The 26077-nt window shown below is 53.8% G+C and carries 25 protein-coding genes; 4 read left to right on the forward strand and 21 right to left on the reverse strand.

Translation table 11 applies throughout. The features are described from left to right. Nucleotides 1–37 precede the first annotated feature (37 nt). The 10 genes from der to E5336_RS01160 form a co-directional block, all read right to left on the reverse strand. Nucleotides 38–1345, reverse strand: coding sequence for a ribosome biogenesis GTPase Der (gene der, locus E5336_RS01115; protein ID WP_135979253.1), 1308 nt, complete (start codon nucleotides 1343–1345; stop codon nucleotides 38–40). A gap of 14 nt (nucleotides 1346–1359) precedes the next feature. Then, a complete protein-coding gene (cmk, locus tag E5336_RS01120) occupies nucleotides 1360–2016 on the reverse strand; it encodes a (d)CMP kinase (protein WP_135979254.1) in 657 nt (218 codons plus the stop codon). Then, nucleotides 2016–2933, reverse strand: a complete 918-nt coding sequence (locus E5336_RS01125; protein WP_135979255.1) for a hypothetical protein — start codon at nucleotides 2931–2933, stop codon at nucleotides 2016–2018. The genes cmk and E5336_RS01125 overlap by 1 nt, the downstream gene beginning before the upstream one ends. Nucleotides 2934–3058: 125 nt before the next feature. Further along, the gene (gene efp / locus E5336_RS01130) at nucleotides 3059–3619 is read right to left on the reverse strand and encodes an elongation factor P (protein ID WP_135979256.1); all 561 of its coding nucleotides are present in this window, start codon (nucleotides 3617–3619) and stop codon (nucleotides 3059–3061) included. 252 nt (nucleotides 3620–3871) lie between these two features. Further along, entirely contained in the window at nucleotides 3872–5263 is a 1392-nt protein-coding gene (gene gltA, locus E5336_RS01135) for an NADPH-dependent glutamate synthase (protein WP_135979257.1), read from the reverse strand. Beyond that, entirely contained in the window at nucleotides 5263–6102 is an 840-nt protein-coding gene (locus E5336_RS01140; protein ID WP_135979258.1) for a sulfide/dihydroorotate dehydrogenase-like FAD/NAD-binding protein, read from the reverse strand. Before E5336_RS01140 ends, gltA begins: the two co-directional genes overlap by 1 nt. A gap of 57 nt (nucleotides 6103–6159) precedes the next feature. Next, the gene (locus tag E5336_RS01145) at nucleotides 6160–6975 is read right to left on the reverse strand and encodes an AAC(3) family N-acetyltransferase (RefSeq protein WP_135979259.1); all 816 of its coding nucleotides are present in this window, start codon (nucleotides 6973–6975) and stop codon (nucleotides 6160–6162) included. Nucleotides 6976–7003: 28 nt separating this feature from the next. Beyond that, nucleotides 7004–8005 (reverse strand): zinc dependent phospholipase C family protein, encoded by a 1002-nt coding sequence (locus E5336_RS01150; RefSeq protein ID WP_135979260.1) that lies wholly within the window; start codon nucleotides 8003–8005, stop codon nucleotides 7004–7006. Continuing rightward, nucleotides 7998–9389 (reverse strand): DUF2779 domain-containing protein, encoded by a 1392-nt coding sequence (locus E5336_RS01155; protein WP_277820724.1) that lies wholly within the window; start codon nucleotides 9387–9389, stop codon nucleotides 7998–8000. Before E5336_RS01155 ends, E5336_RS01150 begins: the two co-directional genes overlap by 8 nt. A 170-nt stretch (nucleotides 9390–9559) precedes the next feature. After that, nucleotides 9560–10738: an AI-2E family transporter gene (locus tag E5336_RS01160; RefSeq protein ID WP_135979262.1), complete on the reverse strand. Its 1179-nt coding sequence runs from the start codon at nucleotides 10736–10738 to the stop codon at nucleotides 9560–9562. Nucleotides 10739–10907: 169 nt separating this feature from the next. Here E5336_RS01160 and E5336_RS01165 point away from each other — a divergent pair, with 169 nt between their 5' ends. The 4 genes from E5336_RS01165 to E5336_RS01180 all read left to right on the forward strand — a co-directional run bounded on the left by E5336_RS01165 (nucleotide 10908) and on the right by E5336_RS01180 (nucleotide 15918). Next, nucleotides 10908–12539, forward strand: a complete 1632-nt coding sequence (locus E5336_RS01165) for a CTP synthase (protein ID WP_135979263.1) — start codon at nucleotides 10908–10910, stop codon at nucleotides 12537–12539. Between the two features lie 109 nt (nucleotides 12540–12648). Then, nucleotides 12649–14736 (forward strand): glutamine synthetase III family protein, encoded by a 2088-nt coding sequence (locus E5336_RS01170; RefSeq protein WP_135979264.1) that lies wholly within the window; start codon nucleotides 12649–12651, stop codon nucleotides 14734–14736. A 72-nt stretch (nucleotides 14737–14808) separates the two neighbouring features. After that, nucleotides 14809–15288: a hypothetical protein gene (locus E5336_RS01175; RefSeq protein ID WP_135979265.1), complete on the forward strand. Its 480-nt coding sequence runs from the start codon at nucleotides 14809–14811 to the stop codon at nucleotides 15286–15288. A 156-nt stretch (nucleotides 15289–15444) separates the two neighbouring features. Then, nucleotides 15445–15918, forward strand: a complete 474-nt coding sequence (locus tag E5336_RS01180) for a hypothetical protein (RefSeq protein ID WP_135979266.1) — start codon at nucleotides 15445–15447, stop codon at nucleotides 15916–15918. A 68-nt stretch (nucleotides 15919–15986) separates the two neighbouring features. Here the strand turns inward: E5336_RS01180 and E5336_RS01185 are convergent, their stop codons facing one another. The 11 genes from E5336_RS01185 to E5336_RS01235 all read right to left on the reverse strand — a co-directional run bounded on the left by E5336_RS01185 (nucleotide 15987) and on the right by E5336_RS01235 (nucleotide 26048). After that, nucleotides 15987–16616: a lactate utilization protein gene (locus E5336_RS01185; protein WP_135979267.1), complete on the reverse strand. Its 630-nt coding sequence runs from the start codon at nucleotides 16614–16616 to the stop codon at nucleotides 15987–15989. Nucleotides 16617–16693: 77 nt separating this feature from the next. Further along, entirely contained in the window at nucleotides 16694–19216 is a 2523-nt protein-coding gene (locus E5336_RS01190) for a response regulator (protein WP_135979268.1), read from the reverse strand. Beyond that, nucleotides 19206–19565: an Hpt domain-containing protein gene (locus E5336_RS01195; protein ID WP_168353498.1), complete on the reverse strand. Its 360-nt coding sequence runs from the start codon at nucleotides 19563–19565 to the stop codon at nucleotides 19206–19208. Before E5336_RS01195 ends, E5336_RS01190 begins: the two co-directional genes overlap by 11 nt. Before the next feature lie 2 nt (nucleotides 19566–19567). After that, on the reverse strand, nucleotides 19568–21562 hold the full coding sequence (locus E5336_RS01200; protein ID WP_135979270.1) for a bifunctional diguanylate cyclase/phosphohydrolase: 1995 nt from the start codon (nucleotides 21560–21562) through the stop codon (nucleotides 19568–19570). Further along, nucleotides 21552–22628, reverse strand: coding sequence for a type IV pilus twitching motility protein PilT (locus E5336_RS01205; RefSeq protein ID WP_135979271.1), 1077 nt, complete (start codon nucleotides 22626–22628; stop codon nucleotides 21552–21554). The genes E5336_RS01200 and E5336_RS01205 overlap by 11 nt, the downstream gene beginning before the upstream one ends. Before the next feature lie 4 nt (nucleotides 22629–22632). Beyond that, entirely contained in the window at nucleotides 22633–22998 is a 366-nt protein-coding gene (locus tag E5336_RS01210; protein WP_135979272.1) for a hypothetical protein, read from the reverse strand. Then, nucleotides 22995–23369: a type II secretion system protein gene (locus tag E5336_RS01215; RefSeq protein WP_135979273.1), complete on the reverse strand. Its 375-nt coding sequence runs from the start codon at nucleotides 23367–23369 to the stop codon at nucleotides 22995–22997. The genes E5336_RS01210 and E5336_RS01215 overlap by 4 nt, the downstream gene beginning before the upstream one ends. Beyond that, the gene (locus E5336_RS01220) at nucleotides 23366–23806 is read right to left on the reverse strand and encodes a DUF4860 domain-containing protein (RefSeq protein WP_135979274.1); all 441 of its coding nucleotides are present in this window, start codon (nucleotides 23804–23806) and stop codon (nucleotides 23366–23368) included. Before E5336_RS01220 ends, E5336_RS01215 begins: the two co-directional genes overlap by 4 nt. Continuing rightward, nucleotides 23803–24111, reverse strand: a complete 309-nt coding sequence (locus E5336_RS01225; RefSeq protein WP_135979275.1) for a hypothetical protein — start codon at nucleotides 24109–24111, stop codon at nucleotides 23803–23805. Before E5336_RS01225 ends, E5336_RS01220 begins: the two co-directional genes overlap by 4 nt. Nucleotides 24112–24120: 9 nt before the next feature. Continuing rightward, nucleotides 24121–25179 (reverse strand): type II secretion system F family protein, encoded by a 1059-nt coding sequence (locus E5336_RS01230; RefSeq protein WP_135979276.1) that lies wholly within the window; start codon nucleotides 25177–25179, stop codon nucleotides 24121–24123. Next, nucleotides 25179–26048 (reverse strand): transglutaminase-like domain-containing protein, encoded by an 870-nt coding sequence (locus E5336_RS01235; protein ID WP_135979277.1) that lies wholly within the window; start codon nucleotides 26046–26048, stop codon nucleotides 25179–25181. The genes E5336_RS01230 and E5336_RS01235 overlap by 1 nt, the downstream gene beginning before the upstream one ends. Nucleotides 26049–26077 lie beyond the last annotated feature (29 nt).

Consider the following 26077-nt stretch of genomic DNA (forward strand, 5'->3'; position numbering starts at 1 on the left):
TCAATCGAATGTGCCGTTCAGTATGAGAAATCGCCCGCTACGATTTTTTACGGGCGATGATATGGATCGGCGTTCCGACAAAGCCGAACGCCTCACGCAGTTTATTTTCAATGTAACGCTTGTACGAAAAGTGGAAGAGCTCCGGATCGTTGACGAACAACACGAACGTCGGCGGTTCCACGCTGACCTGGGACGAATAATAAATCTTTAGCTGCCGCCCGTTGTGCGGTTTTGGCGGATTCATCATTTGCGCGTCCAAAACGACGTCGTTGAGCACGTTGGTCGGAATCCGCAGCGTGCACGCGTCGTGGACCTGGTCGATCAAAGGAATCAAATTCGACACTTTCGCGCCGGTTTTGGCGGATACGAACGCGATCGGCGCGTAATCCAAATATTTGAATTCTTCGCGAATCTTCTTCGTGATCTGGTTCATCGTCTTTTCGTCTTTTTCCACGCTGTCCCATTTGTTGTAGACGATAATCACGCCTTTTCCGGCTTCGTGCGCCAAACCCGCCACATGCTTGTCCTGCTCACGGATCCCCAGCTCGCCGTCAATCAAAAACAACGCGACATTCGACCGTTCGATCGCCCCCTGGGCGCGCAAAATCGAGTACTTCTCGATGGACTCGTAAATTTTGCCCCGTTTGCGGATCCCGGCCGTGTCGATGATCCGGTATTCCCGGTCCTCGTGCCGGAAAGCGGTGTCGATCGCGTCCCTGGTCGTTCCCTCGATGTTGGAGACGATCGAGCGCTCTTCTTTCAGGATCGCGTTTACAAGCGAGCTTTTACCAACATTCGGCCGACCAATGACGCAAAACGAGGTAATGCCCTCATACGAAGGCAAATTGCGATCCGGCATATCCTTGACGACTTCGTCGAGCAAATCCCCCAGTCCAAGGCGATGCGTGCCGCTAATCGGGATCGGATCCCCCAGACCCAGCTCGTAAAATTCATATGTGTTCATCCGCAAGGATTCATTGTCGGCTTTGTTGACCGCCAAAATAACCGGCTTCTTCGATTTTTGCAGCCGGCGCGCGATCGCGATGTCATCGCTGACGACGCCTTCCCGGGCGGATACGAGCATGACGATCACATCCGCTTCCTCGATGGCGATGTCGACCTGCATGTTGATTTCCTCGGAAAATGGCTGGTTTTCCAGCTGGATCCCGCCCGTGTCAATGACCCGGTACTGCTGGGTCAGCCACTCCACCTCTCCATAAATTCGATCCCGGGTCACGCCCGGCGAGTCTTCGACGATGCTTTTGCGTTCGCCGATCAATGCGTTAAAAATTGTTGATTTGCCTACGTTCGGACGTCCGACCAAGGCTATGGTTCCACGAATCATACGATTGCTCCTTTCTAGAGCGCTTTATCAATAATATCCTGTACGACTTCCTCCACCTCGTCGATGGTCAAGTCCGAAGTGTCCACCTCGATGGCGTCGTCCGCCTTTCGCAGCGGCGACACTTTTCGATGGGTGTCCTGATAGTCGCGGGCCACGATATCCTGATAAATCGTTTCATAATCGCTTTCGATTCCTTTTTCTACGTATTCATTATACCGTCGTTCGGCTCGCGCTTTTGGCGAGGCGCTCAAAAAGATTTTCACTTCCGCGTCGGGAAGCACGGTCGTCCCGATATCCCGGCCGTCGACGATAAAGTTTTTTGGCTCCGTGGCTTTTTGCTGGAGCGCCACCATGCGCTCGCGAACCATCGGAATCGTCGCGATCTTCGATGTGAAATTGGAAATTTCATTCACCTTGATCGCCTCGGTCACGTCGTTTCCGTTCAAATACACGACGGGTCCGTCAAACGAGATGCGAATCGTGTCCAGCAGCCGCTGAAGCGCCATCTCGTCATCGAGGGCGACATCGTTTTGCCGGATGGCCAAAGCGACGCAGCGGTACATCGCGCCCGTGTCGAGATGGGTCATGTGGTTGTGTTCGGCCAGCCGGTTGGAAATCGAGCTTTTGCCGACGCCGCTTGGCCCGTCGATCGCGATATTGATCTTACGCATTAGGCCGAGATCCCCATGACGAAGTAAATCGTCATCGCGATGGAGGCAAGCAGCAGAACGATCAAAACGATCAAGGCGATATTCAGCCACATACCGGATTTTTTCGACTTCTTCTCCGATAAATCGTTGTCGTAGTCTTCCGCGCGCATCCGCATTTTCGCGCTCGGCATTTCCACATCCTCTTTCACGACGACTTTTGTTTCTTCCCGTTTTGGCTTGGACGCGGCCGTTTTTTTCTTTTTCTTCTTTTTTCTAGGGCGGACGGGCTCTTCTTCAAAGTCGATTTCCTCCTTGCGCGTCATCAGCACGTCGAGACGGTCCGTATCCGCCTTTTCGTCCGCGCGGATGTCGTTGCTGGAAAGGACGATTTTTTCAATTTCCTTCTTTTCCTCGGCTTTCGCCTGCTCGATCATCCGGTTGACTTCCTCCTGACTGATTTCCGTTTCCTTGATCGCGACCGGATTGATGCGCGTCAGCTTTTGATTGGGCATCAAAGAGGAAAGCGCCGACTCCTCGCTAATGGATTTAGGCAGCTTCATCGTCGAACCGCCTTCGTCTTCGTCCTCCTCCATCGGCAGGAAGTGACGCGTCCGCTTTTTCGTTTCGGCCGGCGTGTCGAGCTGCCGCAAAATGTTGATTTGCGTATCGTCCGTGATTCGCGTTCCGTTGTCGATATTATACTGTTTCACTTCGCCAAGCAGCTCGTCCATGACAGGACTCGTCCGAAAATCGCTTTTCGCGCTTTGACGCGCTTTTGGATCCTCGTGCACATGCATCGGTCTGGACGCATGGGAAAGCTGATGGTTTTGCACCCGTGACAATCGAGGCTTGACCGGCTGGCTTTGCGCCGCCGTCGTTTCCTCGTCCAATTTATCTCTAAATTCCTGGTATTTTTTGGTTCTTGACAATTGAGCCATAGTGACCTCCCTTAAGTAATCTCATATATTATACACAAAACAAGAGTAAATAAAAACCGTCTGCGCATAAGTATCGGGCAAAACAGAAAAAAAGACATAGAAAAACTATGTCTGATTGCAAAAGACTATTTCGCGCGGCCCGAGTATTTTCCGTCGCTCGTATTGATGACGATCATCTCGCCCTCGCCAATGAAAAGAGGCACTTTCACTTCAAGGCCTGTCTCCATCACGGCCGTTTTCATCGCGTTGGTCGCCGTGTCGCCTTTGACCGCCGGCTCGCATTCCACGATTTGCAGCGTCGCCTTGTCCGGCAGGGATACACCAATGATTTCGCCATCGTAACTGGTGATGTTCACGTTGTCGTTGGCTTTGATGAATTTTCTCTCCCACTCCAGACGAGCCGTAGGAATCTCGACTTGCTCGTACGTTTCGTTATCCATGAAAACCATCGCGTCGTCCGTGTCGTACAAGTACTGCATTTCCTTTTTCTCGATCATGGCAGGTTCCACTTTTTCGCCGCCGCCCCAGGAAAGCTCGACGTTGCTTCCTGTCCGCAGGTTGCGCACTTTCGCTTTGACAACCATCGCGGAACGCGCTGTTTTGTTTTGGGAAATATCAAGAACGACATAAATATCGTTATCGACGCAAATCGTTTGTCCCGGTTTTAAGTCATTTGAGTTGATCATGATTATCTCTCCTTTTTTCCACTATTAAATGTAATGAACTTGGCGGTTTTTGTCAACCGCAAGAAAAAAAGCACCGAAGTGCTTTCTTTCTGTATCGAAAGGAATCGATATGAATAATATACTCACATACTTAAGGAAGGATGTATGTATGCGAGAAGTTGAGATTGAGCCTTGTCTCAACTTTTATCCGTCCTTATAGTACACCTATCGAAGAAAAATGTAAACCCTTACAAATTATTTCTTTTACAAAATTCACGATTCGGATTTCGAGCGGATGTACGCGTCCATCGCCGCCGCGCTTTTCTTTCCGGCGCCCATCGCGCTAATGACGGTCGCCGCGCCGGTTACGGCGTCCCCGCCAGCGTAAATGCCCTCTCTGGACGTCTGCTCGTTTTCATCCACGATCAAGCAGCCGCGCCGGTTGACTTCCAACCCTTGCGTCGTGTGGCGAATCAAAGGGTTTGGCGACGTTCCGATCGCCATGATCATACAGTCGGCGTCAATCGTGAAATTGCTTCCCTCGATCACGACCGGGCGTCTTCTGCCCGAGGCGTCCGGCTCGCCAAGTTCCATGCGGACGCACTCGACTTTCTCGACCCAGCCTTCCTCGTTGCCGATGACCGCGACTGGATTGCACAGCAAATCAAAAATGATGCCTTCCTCCATCGCGTGCTCAACTTCCTCCTTGCGGGCCGGAAGCTCTTCAAGCGAGCGTCGGTACACAATGTGCACTTCGGAGCCAAGCCGGCGAGCGCATCGCGCCGCGTCCATCGCCACGTTGCCGCCGCCGACCACGACGGTCTTGGCCGGACGCTGAATCGGCGTGTCCACGCCTTCCTTGTACGCCTTCATCAAGTTGATGCGGGTCAAAAACTCGTTGGCCGAATACACGCCTTTGAGGTTTTCACCCGGCAGTCCCATAAAGTTTGGCAGACCCGCACCCGAGCCAATAAAGATGGCTTCGAAGCCGTCCTCGATCAGCGCGTCGATCGTGTCGCTGCGCCCAACCACGAAGTTTGTGACGATCTCGACGCCAAGCTCCTTCAAATGGCTGATTTCCGCCTGCACGATTTCCTTTGGAAGCCGGAATTCCGGAATGCCGTACATCAGCACGCCGCCCGCGACGTGAAGCGCCTCGAAAATCGTCACGTCATATCCCATGCGCGCCAAATCGCCAGCCGCCGTCAATCCCGCCGGTCCGGCGCCCACGACCGCCACCTTGTGGCCGTTGGATTGCGGCTTGCTCAACGGCGCGTCGTGCTCGTTGCGATGCGTGTCCGCGACAAAGCGTTCCAGACGCCCGATCGCGACCGCCTCGGTCTTGATTCCGCGCACGCAGTATTTCTCGCACTGGCTTTCCTGCGGACAAACCCGGCCGCATACCGCCGGCAAAGACGAAGTCATGCCGATGATGCGGTACGCTTCCTCGAAATCGCCCTCTTTGATTTTTTCGATAAACTCTGGAATGTTGACATTGACCGGGCATCCCTGGACGCATGGCTTGTGTTTGCAATGAAGGCAGCGCTGCGCCTCCTCGATCGCCATTTGCGGCGTGTAGCCCATGGCGACTTCTTCAAAGTTGGTGATCCGGACTTCCGGTTCCTGGGTCGGCATCGCGACCTTGTTCGGGGACATGTTCGGCATTATTGAACCTCCTTCTTTAAAAGACGGCACGCGGCGTCGCGTTCGTGCCGTTCAAAATCGCCATACGCGCGGTTGCGGCTCATCGCCCCGTCAAAATCGACGGCGTGGCCGTCGAAATCCGGCCCATCCACGCAGGCGAACTTGATTTCATCGCCGACCTTCAAACGGCATCCGCCGCACATGCCCGTGCCGTCGATCATAATCGGATTCATGGACACGATTGTCGGGATTCCGTATTTTTTCGTCACTTCACAAACAAATTTCATCATGATCACCGGGCCAATCGCGATGACCTTATCAAACTTCTCACCGCTTTGAATGAGCTCTTCCAGCTTTTGCGTCACCAGACCTTTTTCGCCCGCGCTGCCATCATCCGACATCAAATAATAGGCATCGGACACCGCCTTGAACTCATCTTCCAAAATCACCAGATCCTTGTTGCGAAAGCCCGAGATCGTCGTCACGTCCGATCCCGCTTTGGCAAACGCCTTGGCAGTCGGATACGCGATCGCGCAGCCTACGCCGCCGCCAATCACGCACACCTTTTCACCTTCGATCTCGCTTGGCTGGCCAAGCGGGCCGACAAAGTCCGCCAGACTGGCGTCTTCCTCGAGCTCGTTGAGCAGCATCGTCGTCTTGCCCACGATTTGGAAAATGATCGTCACTTCCCCGCTGTCCGGATCGCTGTCGGCGATCGTCAGCGGAATGCGTTCTCCCTCGTCGTGAACCCGTAAAATGATGAACTGACCCGCTTTGGCGCGTTTGGCCACGTGGGGCGCGTCAATCACCATTTTGGTCACCGTTGGATTCAAGACTTCTTTTTTTAAGATTTTATACATTCCAAAGTCACCTCTCTCGTTTTTTGATATTACCTATCAATTATACTGAAAATTGTTTCAATGGTCTAGGCTGAAATTTTCAAAAGTTCGATGCTTCCGGAGCCACTGCACGCCAAAATCGCACAAATCGCGCATCGGCACGACCCGGCCCAGCTCGTTTTTTACGACGAAACCGCCCTGCCTTTCGTAGTCCATGCCAAGGCAAGCGAAGTCGCTGTCGTCGTAGTCATACTCGTCAAACGTCTTCCAAACCCGTTTTCCATCGACAAGAACGCTGGCGCCCTGACGCACGAGAGGAGTCGAGGGCAGATGAGCCTCGGACCAGTGCAAACACGTGCAGTTTCCATAGTCCACCCCCAGCAAAAGCACTTTCGCCTCGCGCGCGTACAACGTCTGAAGCGGTGAATCCGCCCCGAGCCCAAAGTCCAGTCCGTGACGTTCCACGATCGTTTCGGCGTGTGTTCCCCAGGCGGCGAACGAAACCTGGGGATGGGCGGAACGAACCACGGTTGGATCCATCAAAAAGTGCTCGACGACCTGCCCCATGGCGCGAACCGGACTCGTTCGGGAAAACGGCGGCATCGTGGCGCGGATCCGTGGCCACCACGAGGCGGGAACCGGCGGGTCCTGCCAGTATGACGGTTCGGAATTGGCGCCGGACTGGGCGGGCATGACAATCGTTCCCGCGACGGATTTCAACGCCTGGACGACGGTTTCGGCGCCGCCAACGACCCATCCAAGTTTTGAAAGCGAGGAATGCACAAGCACAATATCCTCTTTGCGGATCCCAAGATCCAAAAGCGCTTCGCGCAACGAGTCAAAGGTATGGGGCGCCAAGGTTTGCGCCACGACTTCTTTTTCTGTTGATTTCATCGGTTCCCTCTTTCTAAAAAAAGCGCATTCAAGCGCTTTTTTTGGTCTTTGTTTTTCCTGCGTCGGTAAAATCGCACACGTCGAAGTGGACCATTGGCAAATCTTCCGGCAGTCCCTCGTTGTACGTGCGGTTGCCGATAAAACGCAAAAAATCCTTTTCTTCGGCTTTGTCGTCAACGGCCGCCAAAAACAGCCGGATCGCCGTTTCGCCTGTGATGAGCGCCTTGTCGTACAAATCGAAAAACGATTCGGTCGACACGCGGTTCTCGTCGGCGGGATGGATCCACTTTTTATGCGTCAGGTTGCAGATGTCATAGTCGTCCACCGGGGCGTTTGGCACGATCAGTCCGGATGCCAGGTTTTTCGTGCCGGTCAGCTTTTCAAGGCTTTTGAGCGAAGCCAGTTTGACGCCTTTTGGATCGTGCTCCAGTTTTTGGACGCGGTGCCAGTCGTCAAGCGCGTCTTTGATTTGATGCGGCGCGATTTGCTCGTTGAAAACGGCCTCGATCGCCGGCACGTAAATGCGCGCGACTGCCCTGGCTTCCTCGAGCGAGCAGTTGGCGATCGCCGGCGTGTCGAATTGTTTTGTCGTTTCGCCGTTTTTCACTTTCAAAACGATCGAATCCAGCACCGATTCCATCCGGTGGTGGTTCCAGCTGTTTTGCGCCGAGCCGTGCCCCGTCCGGTAGTACACGTATGGATGGACGGTCGAATCGAGCGCCCAGTGGCTTAAATGACCGCACACGTAGGCGATCATGTCCTGGCGGATCGCCGGATCCTTCTCGTGTCGAATCGAGCGCAGCGCGCTTTCATAAAACGCGTTGACATGGCCTTTGTGCAGCTGCCCGCCATAGCGGCGCAAGGTAGCGCCTTTGAGCGGTCCGCCGGCGCCAAATCCATAAAAAAACAAGTAATCCGGTCCGTTGCTGCCTACGGTGAACAAATGCTCGCGCGCGTGCAGCCAGCCGGCATCGGGAAAGCGGTCCGCCATTTCTTTTGCGAACAATGAATGGGTAATGATGTTAGGCATAGTCCATCTCCTTTTCTAGTTGTTTTAAGTAATCGAGCAGCGCGTGCCAGACGACATACTCGGCGTACGTATCCATCATGCAGTACACCCGGATGGCGTGCTGGATGAGCTGCTTTTCGTTTTCGTCGGCCCGGTCGTAGTGCCGGTAGGCGAACACCGCGTTCATCCCGTCCTGGATATCCAGATCCTGGTACGAGTAGTCGGCGTTAAACACCGGCAAAACGCTTTTAAGCGAGTAGTGGCCCCGCATCCGGTTGTCGTAGTACAACCCCTGCTCGAACGGCTTGGACAAGTCGATCATCCGCGAGTACACTTCCTCGAGACGCTGCGCGTACTGGGGAAACTGCATGCCAAGCTGGACGAGCCGCAGCTTTTCGGCGCCCTCCATGTTGTACACTAAAATCGACCCTTTTTTCGGAATGTTTTCCAGCAGCGACTCGATAAACGCCTCGCGGCAGTCCCCGGTCGCGAAAAAATCCATATGGGATAGCGTTCCGTCCTTTTGCTCGACATGCAAAGAGTATTGAAAGCACAGCACGTCGAAAGGATGCATGTTCGGGTACGGGGGAACCGGAAACGTGTCCCATTCAAAATCAAGATAGGAAATGGGATATTCCACCTGCTCCATCCACGTGGACAGTGCGAACGCGTCGCAAAACGGCGCTTGCGTTTTCGACGCCATGAACTGCGCGTACTGCAACGCGAATCCTTCCATCTCGTCCGGATCCATCTCGCAAATGCGGCGGACGCCGTTTTCGTACGCGTCCAGCTTGGCGCGCGAGGTCGTCAAAAACAAAACCGAGTCGTCCGGCTCGTTTTGATCCTGGAAACATAAGTCGTAATAAGCGCATTTGCGCCCCGTCGTGCAGGCGCGGGTGCGCTGGGCGGGCGGCTGCTCTTTTTCCAGCAGCGCGCAAGTCTGGTCGATTAAAACGTCGAGATCGAGCTCGCATTCTTCCAGCAGCTCGCGAATCGTCTTGTTGGCTTTGTTGCGCTTGTTGAAAAGCGAATCGCTGCGAATCAAAAGCTTGGACAAGTCCAGCTCCTGCTCCCGCACATAGTCCTTGTTCAAATAGACGCTGTAAATCTGATCTACCTTGTAGCCAAGCCGTTCCAGGATCTGGACGTCGATCGCGATGTGCAAAATCTCGCTTTCCTTTGGATACGCGCTCAAAAACGGATAGTACAGCACGAGTCCGCGCTCCGTTTTTTGGAGGGCCGGAATTTTCGTGCGCAACGTCTTGTACTCGAACCGCGCGAACCGCACGACTTCGTTTTCCGCGATCAGCGCCGCGCTTTGCGCGTTGGAGTCCCCCGTTTTGCCGACCGCGCTTTGCTCGAATCCGAGAAAGCGGCTCCACAACGACGAAAACGACGTTTCCATATGGTAAAAGTTTTCCTGCTTTAATTTTTTATGTCTACTGTTCCACGCATATCGTTGGCAACGCTGCGCATGGAGAATGTCACTGACGTGTATCATTTCATCACCAGCCTTATCATACACAATCCGCCTGCCTTGTGCCAAACGGAACGAGCCGCAGCTCCTGATTTTTTCTATTCGTTTTCATATTCGCTTTCCAAATACTCCCGTCGCTCGAGCCGTCCTTTGGCGTCTTCCTTGATCAGCTGGTACAAACACGAGAAAACCGGAATAAAGAGAACCATCCCGATCACGCCGGCCAGATTGGCGCCAAGCGTCACGGCAACCATGACATAAATTGGCGGCAGCCCCACGGATTTTCCAACCACGTTGGGATAAATGAAGTTTCCCTCCACTTGCTGAATGCAAACAAACAATATCATAAAGTAAACGCCCTGCATTGGACTTTCGATCGCGATAAAGAGCGCCGAAATGATGGCGGCGCACAACGCTCCGAACATCGGAATGAGCGCTCCGATGCCGACAAGGATCCCGCTCAAAAACGCGAACGGCATCCGGAACAGCGACGAGAACGCGATCACGAGCGTGCCAAGAATCAAGCATTCCGTGCACGTGCCGCTAATGTAGTTGGTGAACGTGTTGCGCACCAGCTGCAAAACGTGGATCGTCTTCTTGTAGTGGGCGCCGGACAAGTACGCCTTCATGAGCACGTGCCCTTCCTTGACGACGGCTTTCTTGTGAAACAGGACGATGATCGAGAACATGATCGCGATTAGCGACGAAAACAAAATCGAGAACGTGTTCGAAACGACCGAGTATACGGAGCCGACGATTTCGCTCACGTTGCCGGAAACGACCCATTGCAGCACGCTGTCGATCATGGAGGAAATGTTGCCCAGATCGGCGTTGAGCGTGCGCAGCCACGAGTGGACGAGCGGAACGGGCTTGGAGGCGTAGTACGCCCAATGGTAAAGATTGTAGATCGTTTTGGGCATAACGGCGATGATCGTCTGCATGCTGGAGGCCACGCGCGGCACGACGATGAGCGCGAACACGAGCAGCAGCGCGACGATGACGAAAATGGCGCCGACGTTGGCGAAAAAGCGAATCGCTTTGTTTTCCTTTCGTTTCCCCGCGAAGCAAACCATGCGGACGAGATTGTTGGCGATGGTGTTCAGGACAAAGCCCATTCCCCCGCCAATTAAAAACGGCATGCAAATATTGAGGACGAGTCCGAAGATCCAGAGGATCTTTTCAAAGTACAGGGCGAGCATCGCGATGGCCACGCCAAATAAAATGATTCGCCGGTAAAGATTTTCCTTTTCTTTCATTGGTTTTGATATTTTCAGCATAGGTTGACTCCATGATTCCCAGTGGTTTACTTTTAATTTTAGCATAATTTAAAGCGGTTTGACGGGAAATGCGTGCAAAATGAAAGAAATTGAAAAGATGAAACAATATGCTTTGACAAACGGAAAGTCGTGGTGTATGAATAGCTTTGTTAAAATAGGTAGGTGGAATATGAGCGATACGAAATATATTTTTGTGACTGGCGGCGTGGTTTCCGGCCTTGGCAAAGGAATCAGCGCGGCTTCTTTGGGACGGCTGCTGAAAGCGAGAGGCTATAAGGTGACTTCGCAAAAGCTGGATCCTTACATCAACGTCGATCCGGGAACGATGTCGCCGTTTCAGCATGGCGAGGTGTTCGTGACCGACGACGGCTTGGAAGCCGATCTCGATTTGGGCCATTATGAACGGTTCATCGACGAAAATTTGCATACATACTCGAATCTGACGACTGGAAAAGTGTACTGGAACGTCATCAATAAGGAGCGGGACGGCAAGTATTTGGGCGAAACCGTCCAAGTCATTCCGCATGTGACCGACGAGATCCGCAACTTCATCATCCAGGCCGGCCGCCACGCGCAAGCCGACATCGTCATTACCGAAATCGGCGGCACGACCGGCGACATGGAAAGCCTTCCCTTCCTGGAATCCATACGGCAGGTGCCACTCATCGTGGGCCGCAGCAACTGCTTGTTCATGCACGTGACGTACATTCCGTACTTGTCTGGCAGTAAGGAGTACAAATCCAAACCGACGCAGCATTCGGTCAAGGAGCTTCAGTCCCACGGCATCAATCCGGACATGATCGTCGCGCGCTGCGACGAAAAGATCCCGCAAAACGTCCTGGACAAGATTTCCTTGTTTTGCAACGTGAGCAGCGATTGCGTCATTGAAAACACGACGCTGGAATCGTTGTACGAAGTCCCGCTGATGTTCGAGGATCAAAACGTGGCCGACATCGTCTGCGACAAGCTCGGCCTGGAAAAACGCCAGCCCGACCTGGAAGAGTGGCGCACGATGGTCGACAACATCAAAGCGTCCAAAGACCACGTGCGAATCGCGCTTGTCGGCAAGTACGTCCAGCTCCATGACGCGTATTTGTCCGTTTCCGAGGCGCTCAACCACGCGGGATTCAAAAACCACGTCCATGTCGATATCGACTGGGTCGATTCGGAAACGCTCGATCCGCAAGCGCTCGACACGGTGTTCAAAGACGTGGATGGCATTATTTTGCCTGGCGGCTTTGGCGGCCGGGGCATCGAGGGAATGATCGCGGTGGCCAACTACGCCCGCCGTCGCCAAATTCCATATTTGGGCATTTGCCTTGGCATGCAGATCGCGGCTATCGCGTTTGCGCGCGATGTGCTCCAGCTGCCGGACGCCAACAGCTATGAGTTCGATCCGCAAAGCGGCAACACCATCATCGACTTTATGGAGGATCAAAGCGACTCGATCCGCAAAGGCGGAACGATGCGTCTTGGCGCCTATCCGTGCGCGATCCGTCCCGGCTCGCAGTTGAGCGCCTACTATGGCAAAGACTTGATCGAGGAGCGGCATCGCCACCGGTACGAGTTCAACAACTTCTATCGCAGCGAGTTCGAGCAAAACGGCATGCGGATTACGGGCACGAGCCCGGACAAGCAGCTGGTCGAGGCGATCGAGTACGCCGACCACCCGTACTACGTGGGCGTCCAGTACCATCCGGAATTCAAATCAAGACCGAATCGGCCGCATCCCCTGTTTCTTGGCTTGATTGAGAACAGCATCGCGTATCGAAACAAAAAGGCGGCGTCCGCTGCCCAATAAAGCGGTTTTGTTTGTCCTTTTCTTTTTTGAAAAGGACTTTTTTTACGGTTTGTGAAAAACATGTGGTAAAAGATGGTATGATGTTTTGGAGAAAAAAGGAGAAGAGAGAATGAAAATCGTTGACAAGTATTTTGGATGTGATGTCTTCAGCAAACGGGAGATGGAAAAATATTTGCCGAATTCCATTTATAAACAAATGGTCAAGGTCATGGAAGACGGCGACGAGCTGCCGCCGCAAATCGCCGACGTCGTCGCCAACGCGATGAAAGACTGGGCGATGGACAAAGGGGCGACCCACTACACCCACTGGTTCCAGCCGATGACCGGCATCACCGCGGAAAAGCACGACGCCTTCATCAATCCGACCGGCCCGAACACGGTCATTTCGGATTTCCGGGGCAAGGAGCTCATCAAAGGCGAGCCGGACGCGTCCAGCTTTCCAAGCGGCGGATTGCGCGCGACGTTTGAGGCCCGGGGCTATACGGCGTGGGATCCGACCAGCTATGCATTCGTCAAGGAAAAGACGTTGTACATTCCGACGCTGTTTTGCTCGTACGACGGCAGCGCCCTGGACAAAAAGACGCCGCTGCTGCGCTCGATCGACGCGCTCAACACGTCGGCGGTGCGCCTGCTCAACCTGATGGGCTACGACACGAAGAAAATCAATATCACCGTCGGTCCGGAGCAGGAGTACTTTCTCATCGACGAGGCGATGTACAAGCAGCGCCTGGATTTGATGGTCACGGGACGGACGCTTTTTGGCGCCCCGCCCGTCAAGGGACAGGAGCTGGACGACCATTATTTCGGCAATATTAACGAGCGTGTGAAAGCGTACATGGAGGAAGTGGACGAGGAGCTTTGGAAACTGGGCGTATTCGCCAAGACCGAGCACAAAGAAGTGGCGCCTTGCCAGTTCGAACTGGCGCCGGTGTATACTTCGACCAACCAGGCCAACGACCAAAACCAGCTGACGATGGAAATCCTGCAGCGGTGCGCGACCCGGCATGGCTTTGTGTGCCTGCTACATGAAAAGCCGTTTGAAGGCATCAATGGCTCGGGCAAGCACAACAACTGGTCGTTTACGACCGACGAAGGCGAAAACGTGCTCGAGCCGGGCGACTCCCCGCAAGACAACATCCGCTTTTTGACGATGCTGGCCGCCATCATCAAGGGCGTCGACGAGTATCAGGACTTGCTGCGGATCTCGGTGGCGAGCGCGGGCAACGACCACCGTCTGGGCGCCAACGAGGCACCGCCGGCCATTATCTCGATTTACTTGGGCGAGGAGCTGACGAGTATTTTGCAGGCAATCGAGGAAGGCCGCGAATACGTCGACCAGATCGACAAGAAGCTCGAGCTTGGCGTCAGCGCCCTGCCGCAAATCGCCAAGGACTCGACCGACCGCAACCGGACTTCCCCGTTCGCGTTTACCGGCAACAAATTCGAGTTCCGGATGCTTGGCTCCAATTTGAACATTTCGTGTCCGAACACGATTTTGAACACGATCGTGGCCGAGGAGCTCGACCAGTTCGCGACCGAGCTGGAATGCTATCCAAAGGAAATGATGACCGAGGCGCTCATTGGCATCGTGCGCCGGACGCTCAAAGAGCACAACCGCATCGTCTTTTCCGGCAACGGCTACAGCGAGGAGTGGAAACAGGAGGCCGCGCGCCGTGGCTTGCTTGAGCTGAAAACGACAGCCGACGCCCTGCCCCACTACACCGATCCGAAAAATCTGGCGCTTTTCGCCAAGCACAACGTGTACCAGCCTCACGAGCTGCACGCCCGCGAAAACATCTTGCTAACAAACTACTACCAGGTCATCGTGATCGAGGCCAAAACGATGATTTACATGCTGCGCAAGGAGATTTTGCCGGCCATCTTCTCCTACGAAGCGAAACTGGCGCAAATCATCCAGACGAAAAAATCGTGCGGCATCGTGGCGCCAATGGAAGAAAAGATTTTGAAAGACATCAACTCGCCGCTGGAAATCGTGTCCGACCACGTCGACAAGCTGGAGACGCTGCTGCAAGTCAATCCGGAAAGCGAAAAAGAGGCGGCGCGGTTCGCGGCCGACGCCTTGCTTCCGCTCATGGAAGCCATTCGCGCCCTGACGGATACGATCGAGAAAAACGTGTCGAAATCCGAATGGCCGCTGCCGGACTACAATGATATTTTATTTAAGTCTTTTCAATAATTTTCAATGTTTTCAAGTTTTAAATCTATTCCGTTACCGTTTACAATAGTAAATGCATAGAGGAGGCAAATTATGAATAAAAAATTCGTTTTAGGTGCTCTTTCGCTGTTCCTGTTGGCTGGATGTGGCACAAGCACAGATACAACTAAAGAAGAAACAAACGAAGAAGCAACGACAACGGTTGACGAAGCCGGTGGAGCGCAGTCGAGCGCGGAAGTAACGGACGCGGACGGCGCGGTTACGAAAGCGGAACTGGAAGAGGAAAACGGAAAAATCACTTCGGTTTCGATCGACGTCATCGACAAAGACGGAAAATCGAAGAAAGAACTGGGTGACGAGTACAACATGAAGCAGGCTTCCGCCATTGGTAAAGAATGGTACGAGCAGGTAAAATACCTCGAACAGTTCATCATCGACAACGGAATCGACGCGGTGAAACTGAACGCGGACGGTTACGCGGAAAACGAAGACCTGAAATCCGGATGCACGATCAACTTGACGGACATCATGGAAGCAGTCAACGAAGCCAACAACAACAACGCCCAGAAATAAGAAAACTGATTTTTAAGGCATAGACCTGCGCAAGCGGGTCTTTTTTTATAAGTTATACTTTTATAAAGACAACTTTTTGTTTTGTCTGGTTTGCGGTCATTCCGATTGAAACGCCCTTTGAAAGCGCTAGAATAGAGTTAACAGGAGGCCAAGAATATGTACAAAAAAATCTCACTCGCAGCACTTTCCCTCGTCCTGCTCGCTGGATGCGCCAATGAAACCGCAAAAGAACCAGCCGCAGACGACACGGGCACGAAAGACATCGCAAACGAAACCATGAAAGGAACGTCCCAATACGACAATGGCGGCATCGTCAATGCCACCGTTGAAAAAGAAGGAGAAAACCTTTCAAATGTCATGATCGAATTCGTGGACAAGGATGGAAACGCCATTACGGAACTCGATCAGTTGTACGGGCCTGACAAAGACACCCAGACCAGTATCGACACGGAATGGCTGGATCAAGTCGACTATCTTGAAAACTACATCAAGGAGCATGGCGTTGATTCGATTACCGTGGATGAAAACGGAAAACCAACCAACGACGATTTGAAAGACTATGTCAGTCTGGACGTTCGTCCAATGCTCGAGGCAGTCAAGGGCGCCATCGGGAACGAAGCCGACGACTAACAGAGAATTTCCTTCGTTATGAAATAAGAAAAAAAGCCGATTTGTGAAAGAACCGGCTTTTTTTGGCGTCAAAACCCGAGATTGTCGTTGACAAGAATCACATGGATGCGTTCCGGATGTCTGGAAAAGCGGGTAATCAAAAACTGACAGCAAATCGTATCCGGCGACTTGCAGTCGAAGCAGGTGCCGGTTTTCGCGCACGGCGTATTTAAATCGAAACGCTGGGCGTTGATCGGAGCCGCCACGTTGCGCGCCCGCTTCATCGCCTCGTCGACATCCGAGCACACTTTGTTCATTCCCGCGATGAAAATCACGCGGCGCGGTCCTTGCGCGATGGCCGACACCCGGTTGGCGTTGCCGTCGATGTTGACAAGCACCCCGTCTCTTGACAGCGCGTTGATCCCGGACAAAAAGACGTCCGCGTCGTAGGCGGCCAGCATCGCGGCCCGCTTGTCTTCGCACTCGTCCCGGTCGATAAACGTGTAGTCTTTCGTTTTCAGCGCGTCCTTCAACCCGATTTCCTCCACGCTGACGCCTCCGCCCATCGTAATCGTGCTGTGCTTTGGAATGAGGTCCAGGGCGATGCGCAGCGCTTCCTCGCGGCTGGCGGCGTAATGGCCTGTCATATTCCGGCTCGCCAGTCCCTTGATGACGACTTGCGCCAGTTTGGCGTTGCGCAAGCTTTCAAAATCATTCATACTCTTTCTCCTTTGTGTTCCCTTCCATCTTATCAAATCCATAGACTGAAAAAAAGATGCCCGGCATCCAGGCATCTTTATTTCAAATGTTTTCTTAGCTCGTTTAAAACGACATCCACGTCGATCGGCTTTGGAATATGGGCGTCCATGCCCGCTTCCCTCGCCTTTTTGGCGTCGTCGACAAACGCGTCGGCCGTCATCGCGAAAATCGGCACGTCGCGATCTTTTCTTCGCAGCGCCCGAATGGCTTTCGTGCTTTCAAATCCATTCATTTTTGGCATCCGGATATCCATGAGCACCGCGTCGTAGTAGCCCGCTGGCGAACGGGCGAACATGTCCAGCGCCTCCTGGCCGTTTTGGGCCCACTCCAGCAAAAAGCCTTCCTCCTCGAGCAAGTCGTGGGCGATTTCCCAGTTCAGCTCGTTGTCCTCGGCCACAAGCAGGCGCCGGCCGGCGAACGAGAACGTTTCCGGTTTGGCGGCTGGCTCGGTTCCGGTCTGCCGGTTGGCGAACGGAACGAGTCCGGCATACAGCGAAGAGGCGAACAACGGCTTTTGAATGAATCCGTCGACGCCGGCATCCAAGGCTTCTTGCTCGAAATCCGACCAGTCGTACGCGGAAATCAAAATGATCGGGATGTGGTCGTCCAGCGTTTTGCGGATTTGGCGCGCGATCTCGATTCCATCCAGATCGTCCAGCTTCCAGTCCAGAAGAATCGTGTCGTAGCGCTTTTGGCGCAGACAGGAAAGCGTCTGGTGCCCGTCCGTGATGTAGTCGGCGCGAATGCCGATTTCCGCCAAAGCCGACTGTGCCGTTTGGCAAAGCTGCTCGTCGTCGTCGACAAGAAGCATCGTCCAGTTTGGCAGACAAAGTTTTTCATCCGGATTGGGCGCTTTTTCCAAATCCACCACGATGTGGAACGTGCTGCCCTCGTTGACTTTGCTGTCGATCAAAATCTCGCCATGCATCGCGTCCACGATGTGTTTGGTAATCGCCATGCCAAGGCCGCTGCCTTCCGTGCGCGTGACGCGCAAGTGGTCGTCGCGGGCGAACGATTCGAAAATGACTTTCTTAAAGTCCTCGCTAAACCCGATTCCCGTATCCGACACGATAAAATGGACTTCGACGTTTTGATCGGAAACCGAAGACGCCTTCTCGTACAAACCGATACGAATGCTGCCCTGTTCAGGCGTGAACTTGATCGCGTTGGACATAAGGTTGAGCAGCACTTGATTGAGGCGCAGCGCGTCGCAATACACGTTTTCAGTGATGATGTTCGAAACCGAGACGTCGAAATTTTGATGTTTCGCCTTCATTTGCGGCTGCACGAGCGCGACGAGGTCGTTGACGATCGTCTTCAGGGACACGATGTCGTTGGACAACGTCATTTTTCCGCTCTCGATTTTCGACATGTCCAATATGTCGTTGATCAACCCAAGCAAATGCTTGCTGGAGAGCGTGATGCGCTTCAAGCAATGAAGCACCCGGTTCTTGTCGTCGATGTTCGTCGTGGCGATCGCCGTCATCCCGATGATCGCGTTCATCGGCGTACGGATATCGTGGGACATGTTGGACAAAAACTCGCTCTTGGCCTGGTTGGCTTTTTGCGCCTCGACTTTCAGCTTTTCCGACACCTTGATTTGCTCCCGGGAGTAAATGTAGTAGCGGTAAAACAAGTAAAACAAGCCGGCCAAAATAATGAGCGTGCCGCCAATGTACAAGGTCAAGTCGGTTCTTGTCATGTCGTTGACGATGTTGTTGATGGGGCCAAACGGAAGTTCCGTAATCAAATACCACTCTGAATACGGCAGCGGCGTGGCGAAAATGTAGCTTTCCTGCCCGTTTTCGCTCAGCACCCCGGTAAAATCCTCGTTTTTGTCAATCGCCTGTTTCAGCTCGGCTAGTTTTTCCGTGTTTTTCTCGTCCTTCCACTTTTCAAAATACGTTCCGGCGAACTCGTGTCCGAACTCGCCCGAGTCGCGGATGACATACGTTCCGCCTTTTCGAATGATGGCCGATTCCACCATGGACGAGTTCTCGCTTTGAAACAGCGACTCCGCCAGCGAGGAAGCCGGAAATCCGACAACGAGCGCGACCGATTTTTCATCGCCTGGCATGGGATAGGAAACCGGATAGCTGAACAAGATCGTCCGCTCGCCATTGTCGCCAAGAACCGAGGCGATTTGCGTCTTGTCCTGCACCAGCGCCTCGACAAACTCCCTGGAGCCTTTGATGACAATCGGATCGCCATACACTGTGACGAATTTGTCGTCATCCATGTACAGCGACGCGCATTCGAAACCACGCAGGCGGGCTTCCTGCTCCAAACCGGCGAAAAACGCCGTTTCGTTTTCCGAAAGATCCAAACCGTCGACGAGCGCCTTCAACTGCATAATGCGCAGCTCGACAATCGTTTGAAAGTGCTGGATGTTTTTCTCGTTGATGCCTTTCATGTAAATTTCGCCGATCTCGTCAATCGAATTGCGGCTTTTTTGATTCGTGCAGTAAAACACGAAACTGAACATAAAGGCGGTGACGAAACAAAAAACAACAAACGAAAGAACGAGTTTGCGCGGAATCGTCAATTTCTTACGCTTCATAGCCGACGTGCCTTTCGATTGCCGTCATGACGCGCTCGTATTCCGTTTTCAGCTCGTCTGCTTTCGCCGCTCCTTCATCGCTCCATCCAAAACGGAAAAGCTCGCAAAGCGTGTCGGCTTTTTGGTATAAAGCCGTCATACTTAAGTTTTGCGCCACGCCTTTGATCGTATGCAAAGCCAGGAACGCGGCCTTGTCGTCATGCGCCGCGATGGCCGCTTCAAACCGGGAAAAGCTGGGATCGTCCGCGAACTTTCGCAAAAATTTAACGATGAGCCGATCCGCGCGCAGGCGGCGCTTCGCTTCCTCGTAGTCGCCATCCATCGCTTTATAACATTGTTCCAAATTCATATTCATTCCTCTTGGGCAAGATGGTCGATTCGATACGCGTTCTTGCCGCTTTTCTTCACTTCATACAACAGCCGGTCCGCGGTTTCAAACAAGACGTCGTAATCGCGGGCGCACGTTTCGGTCGTCGCGACCCCGACGCTTGTTTGAATCGGATATCCTTTGTATTCGCCTTGAATGCTATGGAAAATCCGGTCGATCACCGGCGTAATGTGGTCGTGGTACTGCAAAAACACAACAAACTCGTCCCCGCCGATGCGCGCGGCCACGTCGTAGGAACGAATACAGCGCGTGATACGGCTGGCGAGTGTTTGCAGCACCTCGTCGCCAAATTTATGGCCGTTTTCATCGTTGGCCGTTTTAAAGTTGTCCAGGTCGATAATCATCAGGGCGAAATGGTCGTTCGTCTTTTCATCCAGCCGCGACTGAATGAGCACCGGCGCGTACGCTTTATTCACCAGGCCGGTCAGCCCGTCGTGGTGGGCGCTGCGCTCCAGCGCCTCCCGCTTCACTTTTTCGTCATGGACATCCACGATCAATCCAAAGTAGCCATGGCATTCCTCCTCGTTGAAAATGCCATGCAAAATAAAGTTGAACCAGTGCGGCTCCCCATTTTCCTGAAGCGCCAGCTCCAGTTCGCATTCCGGTCGCTCCCACGAAAGCTGGCGGATTCGATCGCACAGGCGTTCAATGTTATCCTGTCCGAGCACCGCCATGAGATCGGGCTGGTCGAGCGGGTCGGCGATGACGAAGTCCAGGTTAAACTTATGGGCGGCCAGCATGCTAAGCGTAAGCACGGGTGGACTGAAGGTGTACTCGAACCGCATTTCCTGCGAGCGGCTCGTGTAAAACGCGTACTTGGTGCGTTCGTACACCAAATTCGAAATCGACTTCTCGTTGTAAACCGGCGCGCTCGTGGACAAGGACGAAGGATCGGCGGACGCGGATGGATCCGGGCCGAAATCGACTTGTTTCAACCGGCGGCGGGCGCGTTCCAGACAACGCAGCAGCCGCTGGGAAAAGCAGCCGCATTCCCCGTTCAAAATCATGGTCAGCGCCTGTTCGGGCGAAAAGGCTTTTTTATACACCCGCTCTTCCGTCAAGGCGTCGTACACGTCGGCAAGCGCGACAACCTGGGCCGAGATTGGAATTTGCTCGCCTACCAGGTGGTCCGGATAGCCTTTGCCGTCGTAGCGTTCGTGGTGCCAGCGCGCGATTTCGATCGCGGTTTTTACAAGCTCGTCATGCTGGTAGCTTGGCACCTTTTCCAGCATTTGGGCCCCGTAAATTGTATGGCGCTTCATTTGCTCGAATTCCTCGTCCGTCAGCCGGCCGGGCTTGTTCAGGATTTTCTCGTCGATCGACATTTTTCCGACATCGTGAAGGGCCGAAGCGAGCGCGATACGCTCGATTTGCTCGTCGTCCATCGTGAAGGTCGGATCCATGGCGCGCAGTTCCGTGAGCAGCAGCTTCGTCATCGCCCGCACATTCAAGACGTGCCGGCCCGACTCCTCGTTGCGGAACTCGACAATGTGGCTCAGGATGTTGATCAGCATGTTGCTTTGGCGCGTTTTTTCCTGCACCTGGGCGGCGACAAGCCGTTCGAGATGTTTTTGGCGCGCGTCGAGCAAAATCATGTTTTCGACCCGGTGCGTGACGATCGAGGCGTCAAACGGCCGGGAAATGAAGTCGTACACGCCAAGGTCGTACGCCTTATGAATGTAGTCGGCGCCGGTTTCCGCGGAAATCATGATGACGGACAACTGCGCGTTCCATCCGCGTTCCCGCATGACTTCCAGCACCTCGAAGCCATCCATTTCCGGCATCATGTAGTCAAGCAAAACGAGCGAGAGTTCGAATCCGTGATCGTTCATAAGCCGGATCGCCTCTTTACCGTCTCCCGCTTCGATCAAGTCGTATTTGTCTTCGAGCATATCCGTTAAAATGAGGCGGTTGATTTCCGAGTCGTCGACAATGAGCACTTTAGGTTTAAACGACATGGAGCTTTTTTTCCTTCAGCTTTCTGGAAAGCGTCGTTTTGTCCTGAGCGTACGCGATCGCGCTGTCGCGCGTGATCCTGCCCGCGTTGAACAAGGCGAGCAGCGCGTTGTCCATCGTTTGCATGCCGCCTTCCTGGCTGGAAAAGATCACGTTGTCGATTTGATGGATCTTTCCTTCCCGAATCAGGTTGGCGATCGCCGGCGTGACGATCATGACTTCGAAGGCGGGTACGAGCGTGCCGTCGATACCGGGCACAAGCTGCTGGCTGACCACCGCTTTGAGCACCATGGACAGCTGGACGCGGATTTGCGCCTGCTGGTTGGCCGGAAACGTGTCGATGATCCGGTCAATCGTTTTCGCGGCCCCCAGGGTGTGGAGCGTCGACAGCAAAAGCTGGCCGGTTTCCGCCGCGGTCAGGGCCGTTTGAATCGTGTCGAAGTCCCGCATTTCCCCGAGCAAAATCGTATTGGGGGTTTGGCGCAGCGCCGCCCGCAGCGCCGAGGCGTAGTCTTGGGTGTCCAGACTGATTTCGCGCTGGGAAATCAAACAGTTTTTGTGCGGGTGGATGAATTCGATTGGATCCTCCAGAGTGATAATGTGGCCGGTTTTCGTCCGGTTGATTTCGTCGATTAGGCACGCCAGCGTCGTCGATTTTCCCGAGCCGGCCGGTCCCGTCACGAGAATCATCCCGTTTTTTGTGCGCGCCAAGTCGATGACGGTTTGCGGAATGCTCATTTGTTTCGGGTCGGGCAAGCCGAATGGAACGATGCGGATCACGGCCGCGTACGAGTTGCGTTGCTTGTAGGCGTTGCAGCGAAAACGTCCCACGTTGCGAATCGAAAACGAGAAATCGTCGTCTCCGGTTTGTTTCAAGGTTTCCTGGCTCCTGCTGGCGTTTTCATAAATCTGGCTGATTAGCTCCAGACTTTGCGCGGGCATGACGGGCTGGCTGCCAAATGGCTCCATGCGTCCTTTGACTTTCACGTGGATCGGCGCCCCGGGCACAATAAACAAGTCCGATCCCCCTTTTTGGAGGCTGTCCTCCAGTATTTCTTCGATGTTCATAGTCTCAATCCTTTCCATCCCAGACCGGGATCGGTTCGGTTTGATCCCACGTGTTCTGGTTTTCAACGTATCGTTCGGCAATCACGTACCGGCCGTCCCGCTTTTCAACGCGGGCAATCAAATACTGGCCGTCGAGAATTTGCACGGAAATGTATTTTTTATCCTCGTCCATCCTGGTTTGATTCATCGCGTCCACCTGCTCGCTAATAGAGGCGAGCGCCTCGTAATAGCGGCTCGAATAGTCGATGGAAGAGCGGCTCATCCGGTTTTGCAAGTCGGCCTGGTAAAGCGCCAGCAGCGAAAAGCACGTCAAGGCGAGCACAAGCGCGATCAGCACGAACGAGGCGGTGCCGACACCGTTTCGCTTCATTTTGATTCCTCCTTGCTGATGGTCGTGTGGAAGTCGATCAACGTCGTTTCCTGTTCCTGGAGCGTGAGCGTGATCGAAGCGAGCGTCTCGGTTTCGCTGCGCTCGACACACAACAAATACCGGCCGTCTGGATCCAGGTTCATTTCCTCGTTGAAGCGGTACACCCCGTCTTGCGCCACCGGCGTGGCGGGATCGGCCATCCACTGGTTCATCAAATCCTCGAGCAGGATCTGTCCGTTGGCAAGGGCGATGTTTTGCTTGGAAAGCGTGAACGCTTTCGCGAACATTTGCAGCAGGATAAGCGAGGCCAGCGAAAAGAAGACGATGACGAGCATCAATTCAATCAAAGCCGGATTGCGTTTTCTTTTCATACGCCTACCTCCTGGACGTGCAAAACCTTTTCAAACCCTTCCCGGTCCGTGAGCCGGATAACGAGTTGTCCGTTGTCCGGACGGATCGAAAAATCTTCGACAGCGACGATCTTTTCGCCCTGCCCGTCTTCCAGCGGCAGCCCGTCCAAGGTGTAAAATTCGCAAAGAGTCCCGTCTTGTTCGTAAATATACGTGACGAGGTCGCCTTTTTTGAGCACGAGCACGTCATGGTCGGCGCCAACGGCGTCAAGACGGTTGCGCAGCTTGTTTTGAATGTACGTCATGGCGGTGCGGCTGTCGTGGACGCGTCCGCTTTCCGAAACGATGTTTTCATAAACGCGCGCCCCGATCACGACGAGGAACAAAGCCAGAAGCGCGAACATCGCGTAGACGAGAAACAAACTAAGCGAAGCGAACGTGTTTTTTTGTCGATTCATGGCCGGCTCCTTTCCGTCACCTGCACGCGCGGGCGGATGTTGTCGGCAAAAATATCGTAGACGATCATGTACGTGTCGGGGTCGTACGTGAATCCGTGCTCCTTGATCATGGATTCAAGCGAGGGCGGATAGCGCCCTTCTCTGGCGTACGTGTCGACGATGATTTGCTCCAGGGCGGTTTGGATCGTTTGCGTCGACTGGCGATACGCCGTTTTGGATATCCAGTCGAACACGAACAAAAAACAAAGCATCACGGCCACGAATTCCGCCAGCATGAGCGGTTTGTTTCGTTGTTTCGTTTTCATGGCCGGCCCTCACGTCATGGACATCAGGATGCCGACAAGCGGAAGCATGATGGCAAGCAGGATGCCGCCCACGATCAGCGTGAGCAGCGCGACGAGCACCGGCTCGATCGAGGCGACAACGCCGTCGATTTCGCTTTCGACTTGGTGGTTGTACAAGTCGGCCAGCTCGGTCATGACGGATTCGATTTGACCGGTTTGGTCGCCGACCTCGATCATTTTCTCGTGGATCGTGTCGTAAAAGCCGTTGGCGATCATGGCTTCGGTGAACTGGTTTGTCTGGCGCATCGTATCCAGACTGACTTGCGCCATCGTCCGGGACTGGGCATCGGGCATGAAATCGGGCGCCATTTCCATCGTTTCATCCAGCGAGAAACCGCTGCGCATCGCCATCGCGACGATGTCCGCGTAGCGGGCGGCCGCCTGCCCTTTGTGGATTTTTCGAAAAAACGGAAAGATTTTGGCCGCGCCTTTGAGCAGCGTTTCGGTTTTCCCTTTTTTCCACATCGCGATGACGACGATCGCGAAGACGCTCAGCAAGATGGCGAACACCATGACGGCGTAGCCGACAAAGATCCCGGCTGACAAAATCGTCTGGGTGGAGCCGTCGAGGCTGACGCCCATGTTGCGGAACACCTGCATAAAAACCGGGATGACTTTGACGACCAAAATCGCGATGACGACGCTCATCATCACCACGAGCGTCACCGGATAAAAAATGGCGTTTTGAATGTTCTCGTTGCGCAGCGCCTCTTTTTTATAATACTTGGACAGCGAATCGAGCACGACATCCAGATTTCCCGTCCGTTCCGCGATTCGCACCATCTCGATCATGTATTTTGGAAACCGGCCGGTGCTTTCGAGCGCCTCGTAAAACGGCAGGCCTTCTTCCAGCGCGCCGGCAATACGCTCGAACAACGCCTGCTCGCTGGTGTTTTCATACGTCGAAACGAGAATGTCGGCCCCGTCGTACAGTAAAATGCCGGTTTTCAGGATCATGGCCCATTGCGCGCATAAGAGCGAAAGCTGCGCCGGATCCAGCTTTTTCAAGTTTGTTTTTTTCTCCATCATCAATACCTCCTGTCGTCGACATAGTCGCTTTGCTCATTGGAGTTGGCGGACCCGTAGGTTGGATCGTACCAGCGCCACTGGCCATCCACATACACTTCGTTCCACGCGTGGTAAATCCCCTCGCTTGTCAAGTTTCCCATCACAAGCCGGGAGGGGATGTCCTGCGCCCGCAGCATGGCGGCCATGAGCGCGGCGTAGTCGAAACAAATGCCTTTCTTTTCTTCCAGCACACGGGTCAGATCCGGGATGTAGCCCGACTGCACGCTGGCCGCCTTGTCGGTGTCGTACGTCATGTAGTTTTCAATGTACCGGTAAATCGCGTCGACTTTTTCCTGGTCGCTAGAAAGCGACTGGCAAATGTCGTACGACAACAAAACCGCCGGATACTCGCGTGTGTACCACACAAGCTGGTTTGGAAAGACAAACACGCGGTTGTCCTCCTCGAGCGCCACCGCAAACGATTCGGAAAAAATTTGCGCGTAGCTTGTTCCTTCGGTGTTTTGGTAGACGGAAATCGTGTACTCGCCATCGCCCATTTGAAGCGGAAACACGACATATTCGCCATCGGATGGCAAATCGTATGTGTACTGGTCCGCCTCGTGGCTGATGCGGCACTTCAGACGGGTGTCGAATCCGCTCAGCGTTTTGATCATCAGGTAGCCGTCGGCGACATTGGACACGTCGACGAGGATCTGTCCGCCGGAAAGCACCTGGGCGTTTGTCGCTTTCGGCTCGTGGATCTCAATCGGCCCTTGATAAACCGATCCCGGCTCGATTTCATGGAACGGCTCCTCCTGACTGGAACAGCCATTAAAAAAAAGGCAAACAAACCCCAAAAAGAACCCGATCCATTTGCGTGTGCCTTTCATTCCCTTTCCCCCTTCTCGTTTTTTGAACG

The organism is Dubosiella muris (genome assembly GCF_004793885.1).
In the GTDB taxonomy this organism is placed as follows: domain Bacteria; phylum Bacillota_I; class Bacilli_A; order Erysipelotrichales; family Erysipelotrichaceae; genus Dubosiella; species Dubosiella muris.

Coding starts and splice junctions, on each gene's coding strand:
- der (WP_135979253.1), bottom strand. CDS start 1,345: ATGATTCGTGGAACCATAGCCTTGGTCGGACGTCCGAACGTAGGCAAA.
- cmk (WP_135979254.1), bottom strand. CDS start 2,016: ATGCGTAAGATCAATATCGCGATCGACGGGCCAAGCGGCGTCGGCAAA.
- E5336_RS01125 (WP_135979255.1), bottom strand. CDS start 2,933: ATGGCTCAATTGTCAAGAACCAAAAAATACCAGGAATTTAGAGATAAA.
- efp (WP_135979256.1), bottom strand. CDS start 3,619: ATGATCAACTCAAATGACTTAAAACCGGGACAAACGATTTGCGTCGAT.
- gltA (WP_135979257.1), bottom strand. CDS start 5,263: ATGCCGAACATGTCCCCGAACAAGGTCGCGATGCCGACCCAGGAACCG.
- E5336_RS01140 (WP_135979258.1), bottom strand. CDS start 6,102: ATGTATAAAATCTTAAAAAAAGAAGTCTTGAATCCAACGGTGACCAAA.
- E5336_RS01145 (WP_135979259.1), bottom strand. CDS start 6,975: ATGAAATCAACAGAAAAAGAAGTCGTGGCGCAAACCTTGGCGCCCCAT.
- E5336_RS01150 (WP_135979260.1), bottom strand. CDS start 8,005: ATGCCTAACATCATTACCCATTCATTGTTCGCAAAAGAAATGGCGGAC.
- E5336_RS01155 (WP_277820724.1), bottom strand. CDS start 9,389: ATGGAAACGTCGTTTTCGTCGTTGTGGAGCCGCTTTCTCGGATTCGAG.
- E5336_RS01160 (WP_135979262.1), bottom strand. CDS start 10,738: ATGCTGAAAATATCAAAACCAATGAAAGAAAAGGAAAATCTTTACCGG.
- E5336_RS01165 (WP_135979263.1), top strand. CDS start 10,908: ATGAGCGATACGAAATATATTTTTGTGACTGGCGGCGTGGTTTCCGGC.
- E5336_RS01170 (WP_135979264.1), top strand. CDS start 12,649: ATGAAAATCGTTGACAAGTATTTTGGATGTGATGTCTTCAGCAAACGG.
- E5336_RS01175 (WP_135979265.1), top strand. CDS start 14,809: ATGAATAAAAAATTCGTTTTAGGTGCTCTTTCGCTGTTCCTGTTGGCT.
- E5336_RS01180 (WP_135979266.1), top strand. CDS start 15,445: ATGTACAAAAAAATCTCACTCGCAGCACTTTCCCTCGTCCTGCTCGCT.
- E5336_RS01185 (WP_135979267.1), bottom strand. CDS start 16,616: ATGAATGATTTTGAAAGCTTGCGCAACGCCAAACTGGCGCAAGTCGTC.
- E5336_RS01190 (WP_135979268.1), bottom strand. CDS start 19,216: ATGAAGCGTAAGAAATTGACGATTCCGCGCAAACTCGTTCTTTCGTTT.
- E5336_RS01195 (WP_168353498.1), bottom strand. CDS start 19,565: ATGAATTTGGAACAATGTTATAAAGCGATGGATGGCGACTACGAGGAA.
- E5336_RS01200 (WP_135979270.1), bottom strand. CDS start 21,562: ATGTCGTTTAAACCTAAAGTGCTCATTGTCGACGACTCGGAAATCAAC.
- E5336_RS01205 (WP_135979271.1), bottom strand. CDS start 22,628: ATGAACATCGAAGAAATACTGGAGGACAGCCTCCAAAAAGGGGGATCG.
- E5336_RS01210 (WP_135979272.1), bottom strand. CDS start 22,998: ATGAAGCGAAACGGTGTCGGCACCGCCTCGTTCGTGCTGATCGCGCTT.
- E5336_RS01215 (WP_135979273.1), bottom strand. CDS start 23,369: ATGAAAAGAAAACGCAATCCGGCTTTGATTGAATTGATGCTCGTCATC.
- E5336_RS01220 (WP_135979274.1), bottom strand. CDS start 23,806: ATGAATCGACAAAAAAACACGTTCGCTTCGCTTAGTTTGTTTCTCGTC.
- E5336_RS01225 (WP_135979275.1), bottom strand. CDS start 24,111: ATGAAAACGAAACAACGAAACAAACCGCTCATGCTGGCGGAATTCGTG.
- E5336_RS01230 (WP_135979276.1), bottom strand. CDS start 25,179: ATGATGGAGAAAAAAACAAACTTGAAAAAGCTGGATCCGGCGCAGCTT.
- E5336_RS01235 (WP_135979277.1), bottom strand. CDS start 26,048: ATGAAAGGCACACGCAAATGGATCGGGTTCTTTTTGGGGTTTGTTTGC.